Annotated in this window: 18 protein-coding genes and 1 tRNA gene; 11 read left to right on the plus strand and 8 right to left on the minus strand. The window is 75.4% G+C overall.

The window, feature by feature from the left end; translation table 11 throughout:
• Nucleotides 1–100 precede the first annotated feature (100 nt).
• The 3 genes from ACFRCR_RS00095 to kynA are packed head-to-tail and all read right to left on the minus strand — an operon-like array spanning nucleotide 101 to nucleotide 3,332.
• Nucleotides 101–1,378: a kynureninase gene (locus ACFRCR_RS00095; protein WP_377674391.1), complete on the minus strand. Its 1,278-nt coding sequence runs from the start codon at nucleotides 1,376–1,378 to the stop codon at nucleotides 101–103.
• Entirely contained in the window at nucleotides 1,375–2,472 is a 1,098-nt protein-coding gene (locus tag ACFRCR_RS00100) for an amidohydrolase (RefSeq protein ID WP_377674393.1), read from the minus strand. Before ACFRCR_RS00100 ends, ACFRCR_RS00095 begins: the two co-directional genes overlap by 4 nt.
• Nucleotides 2,469–3,332 (minus strand): tryptophan 2,3-dioxygenase, encoded by an 864-nt coding sequence (gene kynA, locus ACFRCR_RS00105; protein WP_377674395.1) that lies wholly within the window; start codon nucleotides 3,330–3,332, stop codon nucleotides 2,469–2,471. Before kynA ends, ACFRCR_RS00100 begins: the two co-directional genes overlap by 4 nt.
• A 76-nt stretch (nucleotides 3,333–3,408) precedes the next feature.
• On the opposite strand from kynA, the gene ACFRCR_RS00110 reads away from it, so the two are divergent.
• Together ACFRCR_RS00110 and ACFRCR_RS00115 are read left to right on the plus strand one after the other, a co-directional pair.
• Nucleotides 3,409–3,957 carry a GNAT family N-acetyltransferase gene (locus ACFRCR_RS00110; RefSeq protein WP_377674396.1) on the plus strand — a complete coding sequence of 183 codons (549 nt, stop codon included), beginning with the start codon at nucleotides 3,409–3,411 and terminating at the stop codon, nucleotides 3,955–3,957.
• Between the two features lie 293 nt (nucleotides 3,958–4,250).
• Nucleotides 4,251–5,459, plus strand: coding sequence for a beta-ketoacyl-[acyl-carrier-protein] synthase family protein (locus ACFRCR_RS00115; protein ID WP_377674398.1), 1,209 nt, complete (start codon nucleotides 4,251–4,253; stop codon nucleotides 5,457–5,459).
• Between the two features lie 57 nt (nucleotides 5,460–5,516).
• Here the strand turns inward: ACFRCR_RS00115 and yidC are convergent, their stop codons facing one another.
• On the minus strand, nucleotides 5,517–6,470 hold the full coding sequence (yidC, locus tag ACFRCR_RS00120) for a membrane protein insertase YidC (protein WP_377674400.1): 954 nt from the start codon (nucleotides 6,468–6,470) through the stop codon (nucleotides 5,517–5,519).
• A 108-nt stretch (nucleotides 6,471–6,578) separates the two neighbouring features.
• Nucleotides 6,579–6,956 carry a hypothetical protein gene (locus ACFRCR_RS00125; protein WP_377674402.1) on the minus strand — a complete coding sequence of 126 codons (378 nt, stop codon included), beginning with the start codon at nucleotides 6,954–6,956 and terminating at the stop codon, nucleotides 6,579–6,581.
• 138 nt (nucleotides 6,957–7,094) lie between these two features.
• Here ACFRCR_RS00125 and hrpB point away from each other — a divergent pair, with 138 nt between their 5' ends.
• The 4 genes from hrpB to mgtE all read left to right on the plus strand — a co-directional run bounded on the left by hrpB (nucleotide 7,095) and on the right by mgtE (nucleotide 11,903).
• Nucleotides 7,095–9,566 carry an ATP-dependent helicase HrpB gene (hrpB, locus tag ACFRCR_RS00130; RefSeq protein ID WP_377674404.1) on the plus strand — a complete coding sequence of 824 codons (2,472 nt, stop codon included), beginning with the start codon at nucleotides 7,095–7,097 and terminating at the stop codon, nucleotides 9,564–9,566.
• 66 nt (nucleotides 9,567–9,632) lie between these two features.
• Nucleotides 9,633–9,857 (plus strand): hypothetical protein, encoded by a 225-nt coding sequence (locus ACFRCR_RS00135; RefSeq protein WP_377674406.1) that lies wholly within the window; start codon nucleotides 9,633–9,635, stop codon nucleotides 9,855–9,857.
• 49 nt (nucleotides 9,858–9,906) lie between these two features.
• Complete coding sequence (locus tag ACFRCR_RS00140) at nucleotides 9,907–10,467, plus strand: dihydrofolate reductase family protein (RefSeq protein WP_377674408.1); 561 nt, start codon at nucleotides 9,907–9,909, stop codon at nucleotides 10,465–10,467.
• 107 nt (nucleotides 10,468–10,574) lie between these two features.
• Nucleotides 10,575–11,903, plus strand: coding sequence for a magnesium transporter (gene mgtE, locus ACFRCR_RS00145; RefSeq protein WP_377674410.1), 1,329 nt, complete (start codon nucleotides 10,575–10,577; stop codon nucleotides 11,901–11,903).
• A 19-nt stretch (nucleotides 11,904–11,922) separates the two neighbouring features.
• Here the strand turns inward: mgtE and ACFRCR_RS00150 are convergent, their stop codons facing one another.
• Entirely contained in the window at nucleotides 11,923–13,050 is a 1,128-nt protein-coding gene (locus tag ACFRCR_RS00150) for a CAP domain-containing protein (protein ID WP_377674412.1), read from the minus strand.
• Nucleotides 13,051–13,200: 150 nt separating this feature from the next.
• Nucleotides 13,201–13,485, minus strand: coding sequence for an Ada metal-binding domain-containing protein (locus ACFRCR_RS00155; RefSeq protein WP_377674414.1), 285 nt, complete (start codon nucleotides 13,483–13,485; stop codon nucleotides 13,201–13,203).
• A gap of 190 nt (nucleotides 13,486–13,675) precedes the next feature.
• Here ACFRCR_RS00155 and ACFRCR_RS00160 point away from each other — a divergent pair, with 190 nt between their 5' ends.
• The 4 genes from ACFRCR_RS00160 to ACFRCR_RS00175 all read left to right on the plus strand — a co-directional run bounded on the left by ACFRCR_RS00160 (nucleotide 13,676) and on the right by ACFRCR_RS00175 (nucleotide 17,213).
• Nucleotides 13,676–15,457, plus strand: coding sequence for a SulP family inorganic anion transporter (locus tag ACFRCR_RS00160; protein WP_377674416.1), 1,782 nt, complete (start codon nucleotides 13,676–13,678; stop codon nucleotides 15,455–15,457).
• 160 nt (nucleotides 15,458–15,617) lie between these two features.
• Nucleotides 15,618–16,286: a GAP family protein gene (locus tag ACFRCR_RS00165; RefSeq protein ID WP_377674418.1), complete on the plus strand. Its 669-nt coding sequence runs from the start codon at nucleotides 15,618–15,620 to the stop codon at nucleotides 16,284–16,286.
• Between the two features lie 298 nt (nucleotides 16,287–16,584).
• Nucleotides 16,585–16,683, plus strand: a tRNA-OTHER gene (locus ACFRCR_RS00170).
• 68 nt (nucleotides 16,684–16,751) lie between these two features.
• Nucleotides 16,752–17,213: an HNH endonuclease gene (locus ACFRCR_RS00175; protein ID WP_138824454.1), complete on the plus strand. Its 462-nt coding sequence runs from the start codon at nucleotides 16,752–16,754 to the stop codon at nucleotides 17,211–17,213.
• A 3-nt stretch (nucleotides 17,214–17,216) separates the two neighbouring features.
• Here ACFRCR_RS00175 and ACFRCR_RS00180 read toward each other — a convergent pair whose 3' ends face one another.
• A complete protein-coding gene (locus tag ACFRCR_RS00180; RefSeq protein ID WP_377674420.1) occupies nucleotides 17,217–17,417 on the minus strand; it encodes a hypothetical protein in 201 nt (66 codons plus the stop codon).
• Nucleotides 17,418–17,564: 147 nt separating this feature from the next.
• Between ACFRCR_RS00180 and ACFRCR_RS00185 the strand changes: the two genes are divergently transcribed.
• A complete protein-coding gene (locus ACFRCR_RS00185; protein ID WP_377674422.1) occupies nucleotides 17,565–18,293 on the plus strand; it encodes a PAS and ANTAR domain-containing protein in 729 nt (242 codons plus the stop codon).
• Nucleotides 18,294–18,352 lie beyond the last annotated feature (59 nt).

The following is an 18,352-nucleotide window of genomic DNA, read 5'->3' on the forward strand; positions in this document are numbered from 1 at the left end:
CCTGGCGGGTCCCGGGTCCACGACCACTCCAGCGTGGCACCGGTGCCCGGGGGCGACAACCGGGAGCGGCGGCCGACCAGCACCCGGCGGGCCGTGCCCCTCAGGCGCTCGCGGTCTCGTCGAGGAGCGCCGCGCGCACCGCCTCGACCCCGACCTGCACCTCGGCGAAGCTCGTCGACAGGGGCGAGAGCCCGAGGCGCAGACCGTCGGGGCGACGGAAGTCCGGGACGACGCCTTGCGCCCACAGCCGCCCGACGACGTGCTCGAACGCGGCGTGGTCGATCGTCACGTGGCTGCCGCGCCGTGCCGGGTCGCGGGGCGAGGCGACCCGCACCCCGAGAGGCACGAGGAGCTCGTCCACGAGGTCGAGCGCGAACCCGGTGAGCCGGACCGACTTGTCCCGCACGGCATCGGCTCCGGCGACGTTGCAGGCCTCGTCGAGCAGGTCCAGCATGTCCTGCATCGCGAGCATCCCGACGACCGCGGGCGTCCCGCTGAGGAATCGCCGCACGCCCGTGTGCGGCGCGTACTCGGGCCCCATCTCGAACGGCGCGTCGCTGCCCATCCAGCCCTGGATCGGCTGGGTCAGCGCCGCCTGGAGGTCCGCGCGCACGTACCCGAACGCAGGTGACCCGGGCCCGCCGTTGAGGTACTTGTAGGTGCAGCCCGCCGCGAGGTCCACGTCCCAGGCGTCGAGCGCGACGGGCACGGCCCCCGCGGAGTGGCACAGGTCCCACAGCACGAGCGCCCCGGCGTCGTGGGCGACGCGCGTGATCGGTCCGGCGTCGGCGAGGTACCCGGACCGGTAGGCGACGTGGCTGAGCACCACGAGAGCGGTCTCCGGCCCGACGGCGTCCGCGACCTGGTCCGTGGTCACGCCCGCGTCGGGGTCCGGGGAGAGCCAGCGCAGCGTCGCGCCCCGTTCGGCCGCGATGCCCTGGAGCACGAACCGGTCGGTGGGGAAGTTCCCGGTGTCGACCACGATCTCGGTGCGCCCCGGGCGGGCGTCGAGGGCCGCGCGTACGAGCTTGTAGAGGATCACGGTCGTCGAGTCGCCCACGAACGTCTGGCCCGGTGCGGCGCCGAGCACGGTCTCCCCGATCCGGTCGCCGATCGCGAGCGGCAGCTCGTACCAGGACTCGTCCCAACCGCGGATGAGACGCGAGGCCCACTCCTCGGTCGCGAAGCGCGCGAGCCGTTCGGCGCTCGCGCGCGTGGGACGCCCCAGAGAGTTGCCGTCGAGGTAGGCGACGACGTCGGCCGACGGGACGAACTCCTCGCGGAAGCGGGCGAGCGGGTCGGCCGCGTCGAGCGCTGCGGCGCGCTCGGTGGGACCAGGGGCCGCCGAGCGACGGACGGGTGGGGTGGTGCTGGTCACGGGCGGCCTCCGGGGGACGGTCTGGGCTGGTCTGGGCTGGTCAGGGCGGGTGCGGGGCCCAGCAGGTCGTGAGGCCTGAGCACGCGTGCCTGCGCGAGCCACGCGGCGACCTGCTCGGGCGGGGCGCCCGGTGCCGGGCGGGGCCCGGGCAGCAGCGTGAGCGCGACCGGCACCGGACCCGACGTCAGGGCGTGCAGCACACCGTCCGGGGTCAGCCCGGCGGCGAGCAGAGCCACCAGCTCGCGCTCGTCGACCCCGACGGGCAGCGGTCCGTTGCCCTGGTCGGTCCCGTAGGCGACCGCCCCACCCGCGGCGACGAACCGCGTGAGGTTGTCGAGGGCCACCGCGTACGGGGCCGTCGGGGTACCCCAGCCATGGACGTCGAGCGTGCTGACCCAGGTCTGGGTGCGCGCCGCCGCCGTCACCAGGTCGTCCGGCAGTCGCTCGCTGAACGGGCAGTGCGCGAGCCGGTCCACGCCGGCCACGAGCGCCCGGCCTGCCTGGCCCGCGCCCTCGGTGTGCGCGACCACGGCCCGGCCGCGCTCGTGCGCCCGCCTCACGAGCGCGCGGAGGGTCGCGTCGTCGGGCACGGGACCCGCGCCCGCGTGCAGGACGACCTTGACGAAGCTCGCCCCGGCTGCGACCTGCCGGTCGACCGCGGCCACGGCCTGCTCGGGGTCGGCGACCTCCTCGACCGATCCTGGCGGGGCCCACGACCGGTCCGACGGGTAGCCGCCGGGAGCGGTGAGGAAGGCCCCGGCGAAGCGGGCCTCGGGCAGGGCTTCGGCACGGCCGGATCGCACGGCGAGCGCCGCCAGCACCGCAGGGTCACCGCCCAGGTCGTCGACCGCGGCGAGGCCGCCCTGGAGCAGTGCCCCGGCGTCGACCAGCGCCAGGTGGACGTGGGCGTCGCGGAAGCCGGGCAGCAGGGCGCCCTCCAGGTGACGGGTCGGGGCAGGGTCGGTGCCCACGCGCGAGCGGAAGCCGCCCCGGGTGGCGACGACCGCCGTCGGGCCGGTCCATCCCGTGCCACGATCCCAGCGGGCGTCGACCGTGAAGGTGACCGCAGCGCGCCCGTCCGGTCCAGCGCTCACGACCGGCCGATCTCGGTGCGCACCGCGAACAGCTCGGGGAAGAACGTCAGGTCGAGGGCCTTCTCGAGGAAGCCCACACCGCTCGACCCGCCCGTGCCGCGCTTGGTCCCGATGATGCGCAGGACGGTCTTCATGTGGCGAAAGCGCCAGAGCTGGAAGTTGTCCTCGAGGTCGACGAGCTCCTCGCAGCTCTCGTAGGCGAGCCAGTTGCCCTCGGGGTCGTCGTAGATCGCGCGGAAGGTCTGGACCAGGTCCTCGTCGAGCGTGTAGCCCTGCGTGACGTCGCGGTCGAGCACGCGGGCGGGCACGTCGTGACCGTGCCGCGCGAGGTAGCGCAGGAACTCGTCGTAGACGCTCGGCTCGTGCAGCAGTCGCTCGAGCTCGGCGTGCGCCGCGGGCTCGGCGTCGAACACCGACAGCATGCGCGCGTTCTTGTTGCCCAGCAGGAACTCGACCGCGCGGTACTGCCACGACTGGAACCCCGACGTGTGACCGAGGAACCCGCGGAACTGCGCGTACTCGCTCGGCGTGAGGGTCGCCAGGACGGACCACTGCTCGGTCAGCGTGCGCTGGACGTGCTTGACCCGCGCGATGCGCTTGAGCGCGGACTGGAGGTCGTCGGCCGCGATGAGTGCCCGCGCCGAGACCAGCTCGTGCAGGACGAGCTTGAGCCACAGCTCGGTCGTCTGGTGCTGCACGATGAAGAGCATCTCGTCGTGGTGCGCGGGCTCGCTGACCGGGGCCTGGGCGTCCAGCAGCGTCTCGAGGTGCAGGTACGAGCCGTAGGTCATCTGCTCGCGCAGGTCGGTCACGATGTCGGGCTCGAGCGGGCGCTCGCTGCCCGGTGACGGCGTTGTCATCCCCCGAGAGTAGGTGCCGTGGGCGACGGGTGCCACGAGTCCCGTGACGGCGCCCGCCCGGGGGTACGGTCGCCGGGTGGATACCCAGTCCGGTCGGACCAGCAGCACGCTCCTCGACGACCTCGCGCGGGACCCGGCGTCCCGCGAGGAGGTGCTGATCCGGTTGCGCGGGGTCACGGCCGCGCCCGGGCAGGACCGGTTCGTGTCGTCGGCCGCCGAGATCGTGGCCCTCGCCGAGGCGGACGCGGGCCGCCACCTCCTGGTCGCCTCATGCGGAGACGAGGTCGCGGGGCTCGGCGTCCTGCACCCCGGCGGCGCGCCCACCGAGGTCGTCGCCCTGCTCGACGGGCCCGCGACCGGCGACGTCGTGCTCTTCCGCGGGTTCCTCGTCGACCGGGCGCACCAGGGGCAGGGGGTCGGCACGGCCGTGACCGCCGCGCTGCCGGCGCTCGCGGCCCGTCTTGCCACGCGCCTGGGGCGCGGGCCGTTCGAGGTCGTCGTGCTGACCGTCAACGAGGAGAACGCCGCCGGGCTGCGTGCCTACGCGCGCGGCGGCTTCGTGGACCGCGGGCGCTACCTCGGCGGTGATGCCGGGCCGCAGCGCGTGATGGCGCGCACGCTCTAGCGACACGCGCTCCAACAGGGCGCGCTCTGGCAGCGCGCGCCGCGAGGCGCGGAGGCGTCGAGGGTCTGTCGCGCGATGCGGGCTCGTGCCGAACATGCGGTTGTCGTCGGCCGAGCACGGGGTCGGCCGTCGAGATCCGGTCGGATCCGAGCGACAACCCCATGCTCGGCACCGCTCGTGGCCCCGTGGACTCGTGGGCCCGTGGGCAGCGGGGTTGGGACGTGCGTCCTACAGTGCAGGCAGGCGCACGCGGGAACCTGACCGGGGCCGCGGGCAACGACCGGGGAGGCACCATGACTCGAGCGGTGGTGACGGGGCTCGGCGCGGTGACACCGCTGTCGTCGACGGCCCCGGGGACGTGGGACGCGCTCGTGCGCGGGGACCAGGGCGTCCGGGCGATCACGGACGGGTGGGCACGCGACCTGCCCGTACGGATCGCCGCGCGCGTCGACGACGCGTTCGCCGAACCGCTCGGCGTGCGCCTGCTGCGTCGCACCGACCGCGCGGAGCAGCTCGCGCTCGTCGCGGGCCGGGAGGCCTGGGCCGACGCCGGGAGCCCCGACGTCGACCCCACCCGCCTGGCCGTGGTGGTCGGCTCTGCGAACGGCGGCATCGCGACGACCCTCGCCCAGAGCCGCCTCTTCGACGCCCACGGCCACCGCCAGGTCTCCCCGCACGCCGTGACCATGCTCATGGCCAACGGCCCCGCGGCCTGGCTGTCGATCGACCTGGGCGCCCTGGCTGGCGCCCGGGCCCCGGTCAGCGCGTGCGCCGCAGGCAGCGAGGCCATCGCCACGGCGCGCGAGATGATCCTCGCGGGGACCGCCGACGTCGTGGTGTGCGGGGGAGTCGAGGCGGGGGTCCAGGCGTTCTCCCTCGCGGCCTTCGCCCAGGCGCGGGCCATGTCGACGCGCAACGACGAGCCCGGACGTGCCTCGCGCCCGTTCGACGCCGCGCGCGACGGGTTCGTCATGGGCGAGGGGGCCGCGGTCGTCGTCCTGGAGAACGAGGAGCACGCCCGGGCGCGCGGGGCACGCGTGGTGGGCGTGGTCTCGGGGGCCGCGCTGACCTCGGACGCCCACGACATCGTGGGCGGCGACCCCCAGAACCAGGCCCGCACCGTGACGCTCGCACTGCGTTCGGCCGGACTGTCGCCCGGCGACCTGGGGCTCGTCCACGCCCACGCGACCTCGACCCCCGTGGGCGACCGCAACGAGGCCGACGCGCTGCGCGCGGCCCTGCCCGAGCCGCCGCCCGTGACCTCGACCAAGGGCGCGACCGGGCACCTGCTCGGAGCCTCGGGATCGCTCGGCGTCGTCGTCGCGCTGCTCGCGCTGCGCGACGGTGTGGTGCCGCCCACGCTCAACGTCGACCACCTGGACCCCGCGATCGACCTCGACGTCGTGCGCGGGACCGCCCGCCCGACGACGGCGCGCCACGCGCTGGTCGACGCGTTCGGCTTCGGCGGGCACAGCGTGAGCGTCGTGGTCTCGCGCGACTGAGGACACCGGGCGGCAGACGAGCCCGCACCGAGCGGTGCGTCCGGCGCGGCGCCGGTTTCAGCCCCGGCGTGCCTTCCTCGCCGTGCCGCGACGCGGCTGCGGTCGCTGCCCGCCGGCGCGCGCGGCGACAGCGTGTCCGGTGGGCTCGCCGACCGGGACCTCGGCCACGGTGGGACGCGACGCCCCCGCCACGTCCAGGTCGCCCGGCGGCACGAGGCGACCGATCACGAGCTGCTGGCCGAGCCCCCACAGCGACGACGTCGCCCAGTACAGGACCACGCCCACGGGGAAGCCCACGGCCACGACCGCGGAGACCGCGGGCAGCACGAACGCGAACACGCCCTGCTGCCGGGCCAGGGGGGTGGTGTCGACCGGGTTGGCGCGCGCGCTCAGCCGCTGGGTCAGGACCTGCGCGGCGTACATCACGACGATCAGCACGGCGGGCACCAGGGCGCCGGCCAGGCCACCCGTCGCAGCGCCGCCCGTGAACGCCCCGGTCAGCGTCCCCGACAAAGGGGCGCCGAGGAGCGTCGCGGCGTCCGCCTCGCGGACCAGCTCACCGGTCAGCGCCCCGACGGGCACCTGGCGGCCGATCCCCGAGAGCACCGAGTACAGCGCGAACAGGACCGGCGCCTGCACGAGCATCGGCAGGCAGCCCGCGAGCGGGTTGGCGCCGGTACGCGCCAGGAGCTCCTGCTGCTCGCGGCGGGCCGCGTCCCGGCTCGCCGGGTCGCCCTTGCCCCGGTACCTCTCCTGGATCCGGCGGATCTCGGGCGACGCCAGGCGCATCGCCCGCATGCCCCTGACCTGCACGACGACGAGCGGGACGAGCACGAGCCTGACGATCACGACCAGGCCGACGATCGCGAGGCTCCACGCGGCACCCCCGGCAGGGTCGAGGCCGAGCGCGGTCAGCGCCGAGTGGAGACGGACGAGGATCCAGGCGACCACCAGCTGGATCGGGTGGACGAGCGTGGAGAGGGTACGGGTGAGGGCATCGACGACGGGCACGGAGGACTCCTGCGGCTGGAGGGGAGGGGAGCGTGGAGCTCCCGCGCCGGCTCCGCAGGGACCGGCAGGGCCCCCGGGCCGACGACGGCTCGGAGGAGTGCTGGAGGTTCAGGCGGTGCGCGGGAGCGGGCTCGCTCCCGGCGCTCGCGGCTGGGGCCGTCCGGGGGTCGTGGGGCTGTGCTGGCGCACGGGTGCCGGCAGCGGCACGGGCTCGGGACCGACGGGCACCGCGAGCAGCAGCAGGACCGCGACCGCGACGCACGCGAGCGCGACCCCGAGCGCACCGGCGGTGGCGGCGAGCGTCGCGGCACCGAGCAGGGAGAGCACGCCGCCCAGGGACGACGAGCCGAACGACTGCCCGACGGCGAGCGCCAGCACCGCCAGGAGCGGCACCAGGGCCACGGCACGGGCCGAGGACGTCGAGGTCAGCCGGTCGTAGCGCTCGCGCAGCGAGGCGGTGCCCCGCACGACGTGTTCTGCCTGCACGTTCCCCACCTCCTGCTCCGGTCGTCGGTCGTTCGTCCAGCCCAGGGTAGCGCTCCGCCTGCGGGCGCACGGGGCAGGCTCGACGCCCGCGTGCTGCCCGCGGGCCCTCGCGGTCGAGGCGCGGGGGAGAATGGCCCCGTGGACCCGGACCCGATCGCCCGACTGCTCGCCTCGCCGCCCGATCTCCCGGTCCGCCATCACCTGGCCGAGCTCACCGACGCCGTCCGGGACCGGGGCGTCGTCGTGCTCCAGGCACCTCCCGGCACAGGCAAGACGACCCTCGTCCCGCCGGCGCTCGCGGCTGCTCGGCCTGCGGGGCGTGTCATCGTGACCCAGCCGCGCCGGATCGCGGCCCGGGCTGCGGCGCGCCGTCTCGCCCACCTGCTCGGTGATCCCGTCGGACGCACGGTGGGCTTCTCGGTGCGCGGCGAGTCCCGGACGGGGCCCGAGACGCGCATCGAGGTCCTCACGACCGGCGTCCTGCTGCGCCGCCTGCAGCGCGACCCGGAGCTGGCCGGGGTGGGCGTCGTCGTGCTCGACGAGGTCCACGAGCGTCACCTCGACGCCGACCTGACCCTCGCGCTCCTGGTCGACGTCCGGACCGCTCTGCGCCCAGACCTGGCGCTCGTCGCGATGTCCGCGACGATCGAGGCCGAGCGCACCGCGAGCCTCCTGGGCGACCAGGTCCCCGCCCCGGTCGTGGTCGCGGACGGCAGCCTGTTTCCCGTCCAGGAGGTGTGGGCGCCCTCGCCCGGGCCGCGGCTCGACGAGCGCGGCGTGCCGCGCGCGTTCCTCGACCACGTCGCGGCGACCGCACGCCGGGCGCTGGCCGAGCAGGCCGGCGACGTGCTGGTCTTCGTGCCCGGCGCGGGCGAGGTCGACGGCGTCGCTCGCCGCCTGGCCGGCGTGGAGGCCGACGTCCGCCCCCTGCACGGGCGGCTGCCCGCGCGCGAGCAGGACCTGGCCCTGACGCCAGGGCCGCGCCGCAGGGTCGTGGTCTCCACGGCCGTCGCCGAGTCCTCGCTCACCGTGCCCGGGGTGCGGGTGGTCGTCGACGCGGGCCTGTCCAGGGAACCGCGCACCGACCACCGGCGCGGCCTCGCGGGTCTCGTGACGGTCCGCGTGAGCCGTGCGGCGGCCGAGCAGCGCGCCGGGCGCGCTGGACGCGAGGGGCCGGGGGCGGTGTACCGCTGCTGGTCGCCGGGCGAGCACGCCCAGCTCGTCGCGCACCCGACGCCCGAGATCCTCACTGCCGACCTCGTCGCGTTCGCGCTCGAGCTCGCGTGCTGGGGGAGCCCGGACGGGACGGGGCTCGCGCTCCTCGACTCCCCGCCCGCGGCCGCGATGACGGTCGCGCGCACGACGCTCGAGGCGCTCGGCGCGGTCCACCCGGACGGCACGGTCACCCCGCGGGGACGCGAGATCGCCCGCGTCCCGGCCGACCCCCGGCTCGCGCGCGCCCTCCTCGACGCGAGCGACGTCGTCGGGCCGCGGCTCGCTGCCGAGGTGGTCGCCCTCCTGTCCGACGACGTGCGCGCGCCCGGGGCGGACCTCGTCGCGGCCCTGCGGGACGCCCGGCGGGGTGGTCCGGCGAGCGGCGCGTGGCGCGCGCAGGCCGAGCGGCTCCAGGGGCTCGTCGCCGCGCCAGGGCGGAGCCGCCGGGAGGACCTGAGCCTGGACCTCGCGGTCGGGCTCGTCGTCGCGCTCGCGCACCCGGACCGGGTCGCGCGGAGGCGGCCGAACGGGTCCACGTACCTCATGACGTCGGGCACGGGGGCCGCGCTGCCGCCAGGCTCCCCGCTCGCGGGCTACGACTGGCTCGCCGTCGCGGACGCCGACCGCGGCGCCGGCAGGCGTGACGCGACGATCCGGTCGGCCGCGCCCGTCGACGAGGACCTCGCGTACGAGGCCGCGTCCTCAGCCCTGCGCGAGGACGAGACCGTCACGTGGACCGACGGGCGCGTCCAGGCGCGGCGCACCACGCGGCTCGGCGCGATCGAGATCGCCTCGCAGAAGGTCGCCGACCCGCCCGCCGACCAGGTCGTGGCGGCGCTGCGGACCGGGCTCGAGCGCGAGGGCCTCGACGTCCTGCCCTGGCGCGAGCCCGCACGCGAGCTGCGGCACCGCCTCGCGTTCCTGCACCGGGCCCTGGGCGACCCGTGGCCCGACGTGTCCGACGAGGCCCTGCTCACGGGCCTCGACACGTGGCTCGGACCTGACCTCTCCAAGGTCCGCAGGGCTGCCGACCTCCAGCGCCTCGACGTGACCAGCGCCCTGCGACGCCTGCTGCCGTGGCCCGCCGCGGGCAGGCTCGACGAGCTCGCCCCCGTGCGCGTCGACCTGCCGGGGGGCCGCAGCGCCCGCCTCGACTACACCGCGGACCAGCCCGTGCTCGCCGTCAAGGTCCAGGACGCGTTCGGGTGGCGTGCCACGCCCCGTGTCGCCGACGGACGCGTGCCCGTGCTGCTGCACCTGCTGTCCCCGGCCAGGCGGCCTGCGGCGATCACCGCCGACCTCGAGTCGTTCTGGGGCACGGGGTACGCGCAGGTGCGCGCCGAGCTGCGCCGCCGCTACCCCAAGCACGACTGGCCCGAGGACCCCACGGCATGACCTCGACCCCGTGCAGGCCGACCCGCCCGGAGTAGGCTGAGTACGCGCCTGCCCGAGGAGGGGCCCATGTCCAGTTCCAGCGGACCCAGACCCGTCGGCAACGTGCTCTGGCTCGCGCTCGGCGCGTTCGTCCTCGCGGCCGTGCTGATCGCGACCGGCGCCCCCGTCCTGCCGTTCCTGCTCCTCGTGCTGGCCGTGATCTGGGGCACGGTCGGCCTCACGCGCTACCTGCGCGCGCGGCACGGCTCCCCGCCCGGACACGTCCCGCCCGGCCGGGCGCAGCCCCGCTGACCCTCTCCGCCGACCTCCGCCGACCTCCGCCGACACCTAGGAGTGCACCGTGGCGCTGCTGACCTGCACCGGCATCATGTCCCTCGACGGCTACGTCGCCGACGCCTCGGGCTCGTTCGAGTGGAGCACCCCCGACGAGGAGGTGCACACGTTCGTCGACGACCTCGAACGTTCCGTCGGGACCTTCCTCCTGGGACGCCGGGTCTACGAGGTCATGCGCGTGTGGGACGACCCCGCCATGCTCGACGACGAGTCGCCCGCCGTCCGTGACTACGCGCGCATCTGGCGCGACGTGGACAAGGTCGTGTACTCGACCACGCTCGACGACCCGGGCGTCCCGCGCACGCGCGTCGAGCGGACCTTCGACCCGGCCGCCGCCCGCACCCTCGTCGACCGCGCCGAGCGAGAGGTCGGCATCGCCGGCCCGACGCTGGCGGCGCAGGCGCTCGCGGCGGGGATCGTCGACGAGCTGCGCGCCTTCGTGCACCCCGTGCTCGTGGGCGGCGGGACGTCCTTCTATCCGGCGGGCGCCCGGCTCGACCTCGAGCTCCTGGACGAGCGCCGCTTCACGGGCGGCGTGGTCTACACGAGGTACCGCGTGGCGCGCTGAGCCGTCGCCCCGTGCCCGGGCCGCGCCCGGACGCGGGGCGCCGTGGGCCTCGTCACGTCGCGCGACTCCACCGGGCCGCCCGTCCGCCGCCCTGAGAAGGTGGGGCCATGCGCGCACACTCCGAGCCCCGGACCGAGCGACCCCACGACCTGGAGGACCTGCAGCACCGCATCGCGAGCATGGACACCCAGGAGGTCGTCGACGAGCTCGGGCGCCTGGGCGACCAGCGGCGCGCGGTCGCGTTCCGTCTGCTGCCCAAGGGGCGCGCGGTCGAGGTCTTCGAGGACCTCGACCCGGCGATCCAGGCCGAGCTCGTCGAGGCGTTGCGGTCCGAGGCGACCGCGGAGATCTTCGCGGCCCTCGACCCGGACGACCGGGCGTCGCTGCTCGACGAGCTGCCCGCGGGCGTCGCGGCCCGGCTCCTGGGCGGCCTGGGTCCCGACGAACGGGCCCTGACGACCGCGCTGCTCGGGTATCCCGAGGACAGCGCGGGCCGGCGCATGTCGCCCCGGGTGGCCTCGGTGCGGCGTGGCACGAGCGTCGCGGGGGCCCTCGACGCGCTGCGCCGGGCGGGTGACGACGTCGAGACGATCTACACCGTGCCGGTCCTCGGTGCCGGGCGGGTCGTCGAGGGGGTGGTGTCGCTGCGCCGGCTGCTCGTGAGCGACCCGGGCACCCCGGTCGAGGACGTCATGTCCCCGGCCGTGACGGTCGAGGCGACCGACGACCAGGAGCACGCGGCCAACGTCGTGCGCGACGGCGGGTACGTCGCGGTGCCGGTGGTCGACCACGAGCGCCGCCTCCTGGGCGTGCTGACGGTCGACGACGCGATGCGCATCCTCGAGGCCGAGGACGACGAGGACTCGGCCCGCGTGGGTGGCTCGGAGCCGCTGCGCCGCCCGTACCTGACCGTCTCGGTCCTGGGGCTGGTGCGGGCACGTGTGGTCTGGCTCCTGCTGCTGATCGTGGCGGCGAGCCTCACGGTCGGGGTGCAGAGCTACTTCGAGGCCGAGCTCGACGCGGTCGTGGCGCTCGCGCTGTTCATCCCGCTGCTCATCGGCACGGGCGGGAACGCGGGGTCGCAGGCCGCGACGACCGTGGTCCGCGCCCTGGCGGTGGGCGACATCCGCCGCGGAGACCTGCTGCGCGTCGTGGGGCGCGAGATGCTCACGGGCCTCCTGCTCGGGACGGTGCTCGCCGCGGTCGGCTTCGGTCCGGCGGCGTGGGTCGCGGGCGTGTCGATCGCGCAGGTGCTCGCGATCACGGTCGTGGGCGTGTGCGTGCTCGCGACGACGGTCGGGTCGAGCATCCCGATCCTGGCCCGCCGCGTGGGCATCGACCCTGCGATCGTCGCGGCGCCGTTCATCTCGACGTTCGTCGACACCCTAGGGCTGGTCATCTACTTCTCGGTCGCGAAGGTGGTCCTGGGCATCTGAGGTCCCCTCAGGTCGGCGCTCAGTCCTGTGGCGGACGCGCGCCGCGGACCTGCGCGGAGCGACGGCGCGCACCGACGACGCTCAGGGACGTCGCGGCCAGGACCGCGAGGGCCGCGATCACCCAGCCGTAGGCCGGGACGTCGGGCGTCGTGCCCGTGCCCGTGCCCGGCGGGGTCGGGCTCCCGGAGGGCGTCGCCGAGCCCGACGGCGTCGCACCCGTGACCCGTGCGGCCGCGGCTCGCGTGCCGGTCGCATCACCCGTCCCGTCCGCTGCCCCGTCCGCCGGGTCGGCACCGGACTCGGTCCCTGCGCTCTCGGCGCCGGTGGCATCGGGAGCAGCGGGCTCGGGTGCCGCAGCGGGCGGCGGGTCGAGGGCGAGCGCCGCCGTCGTCGCCGGCCCCACGACGCCGTCCGTCGCCAGTCCCCGCGCGCCCTGGAACGCGACGACCGCGGCGGCGGTCGCGGGGCCGTACGCGCCGTCGGCGGCGAGGTCCCGGCCGTGGAGGCGCAGGCGTTCCTGGAGGGCCATGACCTCGGGGCCTGACGCGCCGAGCACGAGGCCGACGGGGGAGCGCGGGCGGCCTGCCGCAGACCTGCCCGTCGTGTCCGTCCCGCCCGCCGTGCCGGAGGCTCCCGGCGAGCGGGTCGACCGGTCGGGGGCCGCCTGGGCCTGGGCCTGCGCAGGAGCAGCCGGGGCCGCACCGGGGTAGGCCGCGAACACCTCGGCGACGTACGCGCCCCCGGCGGCGTCGGTCGCGTACCCGACGCCGATCGACGTGAACGCCGAGGACAGGATGTTGGCCCGGTGCCCCGAGGACCCCATGAGGCTCGCGTGCAGCCCGGACGGCGACGGGTCGCTCGACCAGGCGACGTTCTCGCCCCAGGTGGACCACCCGCCCGGGATCTGCGCGCCGGTCGACGGGTTGTGGCTCATCGAGCCGTTCGCCGCCATCCGCTCGGCCCACGCCTGAGCGACGTCCGCGAGCCCGGCGTCGTGCGCCAGGGGCGCGAGACCCGCGGACGAGCGCGCGCCGTTCACGAGCCCCGCCACGTCCCCGGCCCCCGAGGCGTGAGCAGGGGCGCTCGTGCCCAGGCCCACCGGCACCGTCAGGACGACGGTCGCGAGCGCGACGAGGAACGTGGTCAACCGGCGTGCGCGCACGGGACCTCCCGGGTGGTCGGGCAAGGACGGGTCGGGTCCACTGTGCCTTCACCCGGCCGATCGTGCGCGCGGGCGCGGCGCGGCTGTCCCCCCCGGTGCTGTGCTCGGCCAGGTGCTCGGCCAGGTGCCCGGTCCTCAGCCCTGCGGCTCCGGAGCGACCCGGGCCTTCCACTCCCGGTACTGCTCGCGCAGGCACACGGCGCACGGCCGGTAGCCGGCGGCGACCGCGGTCTCCTCGTCGGCGAAGAACACGCGATGGGCCACGTAGCCCCCACGGGCGATCGCCCGTGCAGCGCCGGGGCAGTCGAGCCGGCCGTAGACCCGGGAACGCCGGTGGCCGCCGAGCGTCCCGGGGACGGGGCTGAGGGTCGGCACCCGGTCGGGTCCGAGCAGTCGGTAGAGCCTCGGTGTCGCGCTCATGAGGGTGCTCCCGGGGTGCAGGCAGGTCGGGCGGGCATGCTCCGTAGACGCCCGCGCCTCGAACGACGTGAGGTGGAAGAACGGCAGCGGCGCCGTGGGGCAGGACGGGCCTTCCTGATGCCGACCGCGGCGCGCGCGGATACGTTCGCCCCTGAGGCGCGCGCGGCGCCCACGGGCGAGAGGCGGGCACATGCCGAGCACCAGGGCCACCACGGCCACCACGGCGCGGCGACCGTGGTTCGTGTTCTCGTCCCTCCAGGGGTACCGCGGGGCATGGCTGCGGGGCGACGTGATCGCGGGCCTGACCGTGTGGGCCGTCCTGGTGCCCGAGTCGCTCGCCTACGCGACCATCGCGGGCGTCTCACCCGTCGTGGGCCTGTACGCCGCCGTGCCCTCGCTGATCCTGTACGCGGCGTTCGGCAGCTCGCGCCACCTGGTCGTGGGGCCCATGTCCGCGACCGCGGCGCTGTCCGCGAGCGTGGTCGCGGCCTTCCGGCCCGGCGACGACGCCGCGTTCGTCGCACTGACCACGGCCGTGGCGCTCGTGACCGGTGTCCTGTGCCTCGTCGCGGGCATCGCACGCCTCGGGTTCCTGGCCTCGTTCATCTCCGAGCCCGTGCTCAAGGGGTTCATCGTGGGCCTCGCGCTCACGATCGTCATCGGGCAGGTACCCGCCCTGTTGGGCGTCGACAAGGGCGAGGGGAACTTCTTCGAGAAGCTCTGGGCGATCCTCACCGAGCTCGGCACCGCGCACCCTCTGACCGTGGTCCTGGGCCTGGGCTCCCTCGCGGCGGTCCTCGCGATCAAGCGCTGGCTGCCCCAGGTGCCCGGCTCGCTCGTCGTGGTCGGGATCGGGATCGCCCTGGTCCTGCTGCTCGGCCTCGACGACGACGGCGTCGACATCGTCGGACCCATCCAGGCCGGGCTCCCCGCGCTCGGGCTGCCCACGGGCATCGACTGGAACGCCTACACCGACCTGATCGGCCCGGCCGCGGGCGTCATGCTCGTGGGCTTCGCCGAGGCCCTCGGGGCGGCCAAGACGTACGCCTCGCGCGAGGGTTACGACATCGACGCCGACCGGGAGCTCGTCGGCATGGGCGCCGCCAACCTCGGCTCGGGTCTCGCGTCCGGGATGGTCGTCAACGGCAGCCTGTCCAAGACCGCGGTCAACGGCGGTGCCGGGGCCAAGAGCCAGGTCTCGGGCCTCGTCGCGGCCGCCCTGACCCTCCTGACCCTGCTGTTCCTCACGCCCGTGTTCGAGTCCCTGCCCGAGGCCACGCTCGCAGCCGTCGTCATCGCGGCCGTGATCGAGCTCGTGGACGTCAAGGCCCTGCGCCGCCTGTACCGCCTGGCGACGCCTCGATCCAAGGCCCTGTACGGGGGAGCGGCCCGGCACGACTTCTGGGCGGCGCTCGCGGCCATGGTCGGCGTCCTGGTGTTCGACACCCTGCCCGGCCTCGTGCTCGGGATCGTGCTCTCGCTGTTCCTGCTCCTCGGTCGTGCCTCGCGCCCTCACGTCGCCGTGCTCGTGCGCAGCTCGCACGGCGTGTGGGTCGACCGGGCGCGGCGCATCGCCACGGGCAAGGACGGTGGGACCAGCGTCGAGGGGGCGCTCGTGGTGCGCGTCGAGTCGGGCCTGTTCTTCGCCAACGCCGACACCGTGCGCGCGGCCGTGCGCCGCCTGGCCGCGGACACCTCGCCGCGCGTCGTGGTCCTCGACGCCGAGACCGTGCCGTTCCTGGACGTCGAGGCCGCCGAGATGCTCGGGACCCTGGCCCGCGACCTCGACCGGGTCGGCGCGCGACTGGCCCTGGCCCGGGACGTGGGCCAGGTGCGGGACGTGCTGCGCGGCGCCGTCGGGCCGGACGAGCTGCCACCCACCTACCCCGACGTCGACTCCGCGCTGAGCGACCTCCTGCCCGCCGTGGCCGGGAACGCCGGCGAGGCCCCGGCGCCCGCGCCGCCCGCCTGACGCCCGCCTGCCCGACGACGCCGCTCACCTCGCGCTGGCACGCCGCCCTTCCCGCGCGGTCGGTAGGGCGCGGCACTACGGTCGGGGTGACCGGTCCCGCGAGCAGCCGCGAGACCTGGAACGCGGCGCCGGGCGGCGGCGCACGACGAGAGGAAGTGCCGTGGGTCCAGCCGTCGGTCAGTCCCTGCCCATCGCGGTAGGTGTCCTCATCAGCCCCATGCCCATCGTGGCGGTCGTGCTGATGCTCGTCAGCAGGAAGGCGAAGGCCAACGGCTTCTCGTTCCTGCTGGGGTGGATCGTGGGGATCGCGGCCCTCGGGTCGGTCGTGCTGCTCGTGGCCGGTGCGGCCACCCCCGACGCGGCCGGGCCGCCCGCGTGGGCGAGCGTCGTCAAGATCGTCCTGGGCGTCCTGCTGCTGCTCCTCGCGTTCGGCCAGTGGCGTGGACGTCCACGCGAGGGCGTGAGCCCGCAGACGCCCAGGTGGATGAGCGCGATCGACGCGTTCACGCCCGTCAAGGCGTTCGGCCTCGCGGTCCTGCTCGGGGCGGTCAACCCCAAGAACCTCCTGCTCGTCGTCTCGGGGGCCGCGGCCATCGCCGCCGCGACCTCCCAGACGTCCGAGCAGCTCGGGGCGCTCGCGGTGTTCGTCGTGGTCGCGAGCCTCGGGGTCGCCGCCCCCGTCGTGATCTACCTGGCGATGGGGTCCCGGGCCGCGACGATGCTCGACGGTCTCAAGGCCTGGATGATCCAGAACAACGCCGTCATCATGGCCGTGCTGCTCCTGGTGCTCGGGGCCAAGATGATCGGGGACGGGATCACGGCGCTGTGAGCGACGACGTGGGCGTACTGAGCCTGTCCGCGCGACCCGCGCGTGATCTCCCCGAAAAACCCTTGCCCTGGCCCGGGGGCGGGCCGCTACTGTGGTGCACGTCCGGTCAGGAGGCCGGGCGCCGGTCGGGTCAGCCCGCACGGCGTTCGCTCCTGACCCGTTCTCGTGAGGTGCCGCTCCGGCGGCCCGCACGAGCTGACGCACACGAGACCGCGCCACAGTGGTAGCGCGGCGAGCCAGGCACATGAACCTGGCCACGACGGGGACCCGTGGTGTGCGTGGAGGTTCCAAGTCGCCCGGACTGCAGTCGGGCGGCACCCCTGGAGAGGCATGTGCCAAGGACGGCGACGGGGCGCACCAGCGCCTCGTGGGGCGGGTTCGATTCCCGCCCTCTCCGCAGACGACGTGGGTGGCCCGCGGCGCCGAGGATCTCGGTACCGCGGGTCGCAGACAGGGAGTCGGTCGATGAGCGAGGTCCTCATCTACAACCTGGGCGGTGGGCAGGTCCTGGGGCGCGTCTCGCTCGGGCACGCGATCCGCATGCTGCACCGCCGGGTCGCGGCCGTGCGCGAGGCGGTCGAGGGGGAGACCTTCGGCCCCTACCAACGCCCCCTGTCGGTCGAGCTGGTCCGTTATGTCCACTCCCGCTGGGTCTACGAGCGCACGGGCCGCGTGCCGTACTCGCGTGCCGCGCTGATGCGCCGTGACAAGTTCCGCTGCGGCTACTGCGGGGCTCCTGCGACGACCATGGACCACGTGGTGCCCCGGTGCCAGGGCGGGACCACGACCTGGCTCAACGCCGTGGCGGCGTGCGAGCCGTGCAACAGCGCCAAGGCCGGTCGGACCCCCCAGGAGGCGGGCATGAGGTTGCGCTCGCGGCCGTTCGAGCCCGTGCTCGCCGACGTCTACCCGTACGGCAAGCGCTGAGCCTCAGGGCTGCGGGGAGTTCTCGACCCTGATGGTCCCGTCGTCGTCCAGGACCAGTCGGTGCGGGTCGCCGTCCGCGAGGACCAGGGCGTGCTCGAGCGCGATCCGTGGCACGTCCGGGGCCCAGTCCGGCAGGTAGCGGTGAATGCGCAGCGCGTCGAGGATCGGGCCGGGCGGGACGCGGCGGGACGTCAGGTCGGACACGACTCCAGGATCCCACGTCGGCGGCCGGCGTCTCGCGGTGCTCGCCCCCCGGACGAGGGTTGGTCCCGTGCGCGGGGCGGACTAAGGTGGGGCTCCTAGGAGTCAGGAAGCGGCCCCTCGACACGCACGTGCTGAGAGCGAGCCATCATGACCACCGACCCGTCCCCTCGTAGGCGTCGCCGCGACCCGCTCGCCGAGGCGTTGAGCCTCGGGCGAGCCCACCCCACCGGCCAGTACCGGGTCGACCTGCGCACCGGTGAGTGGTGGTGGTCCGAGGAGGTCTACCTGCTGCACGGCCTGGCGCCCGACTCGGTCGTCCCGAGCGCGGGCCTCCTCGCCCAGCACAAGCACCCCGACGACCGCGACACGGTCCTGCGCGACCTCGCGCTGCTGCGCACCACGGGGCGCCCGTTCAGCACCAGCCACCGCATCGTGGACGCGCGCGGCCGGACCAAGACCGTCACGGTCACCGGCCAGGCGCGCCGCGACGCGTCGGGCGCCGTGGTCGAGGTGATCGGCATGATGATCGACACGTCCGCCGCGCACGAGGACGCGTTGCGCCGCGAGGTCACCCGCCAGGTCGCGGTCGGCCTCCAGGACCGCGCCGTCGTCGACCAGGCCAAGGGCGTCATCATGGCCTCGCACGCCCTGGACCCCGACGGCGCGCTCGACCTGCTCGTCGTTCACGCGAGCGAGAGCAGCCGACGCCTGCCTGACGTGGCACGCGAGCTGATCGACGCGATCGCTGCCGGCGGCGGGCTGGGCGGGCGTGCCAAGGACCGTGTCGACGCGTGCCTCGCAGCCCTCGAGCCGGGCAGCGTGAGCCGTCCCGGCGGGGCGCAGCTCTTCCGGCGCAAGGGAGCCGTGACGGGCTGAGGACGGTGCCCGGCAGGGGCGGTCGGCCGAACAGTGGGGGCGTGGCGGGCGCACGGACC

Source organism: Oerskovia sp. NPDC056781 (genome assembly GCF_042789955.1).
Lineage (GTDB): Bacteria > Actinomycetota > Actinomycetes > Actinomycetales > Cellulomonadaceae > Oerskovia > Oerskovia rustica.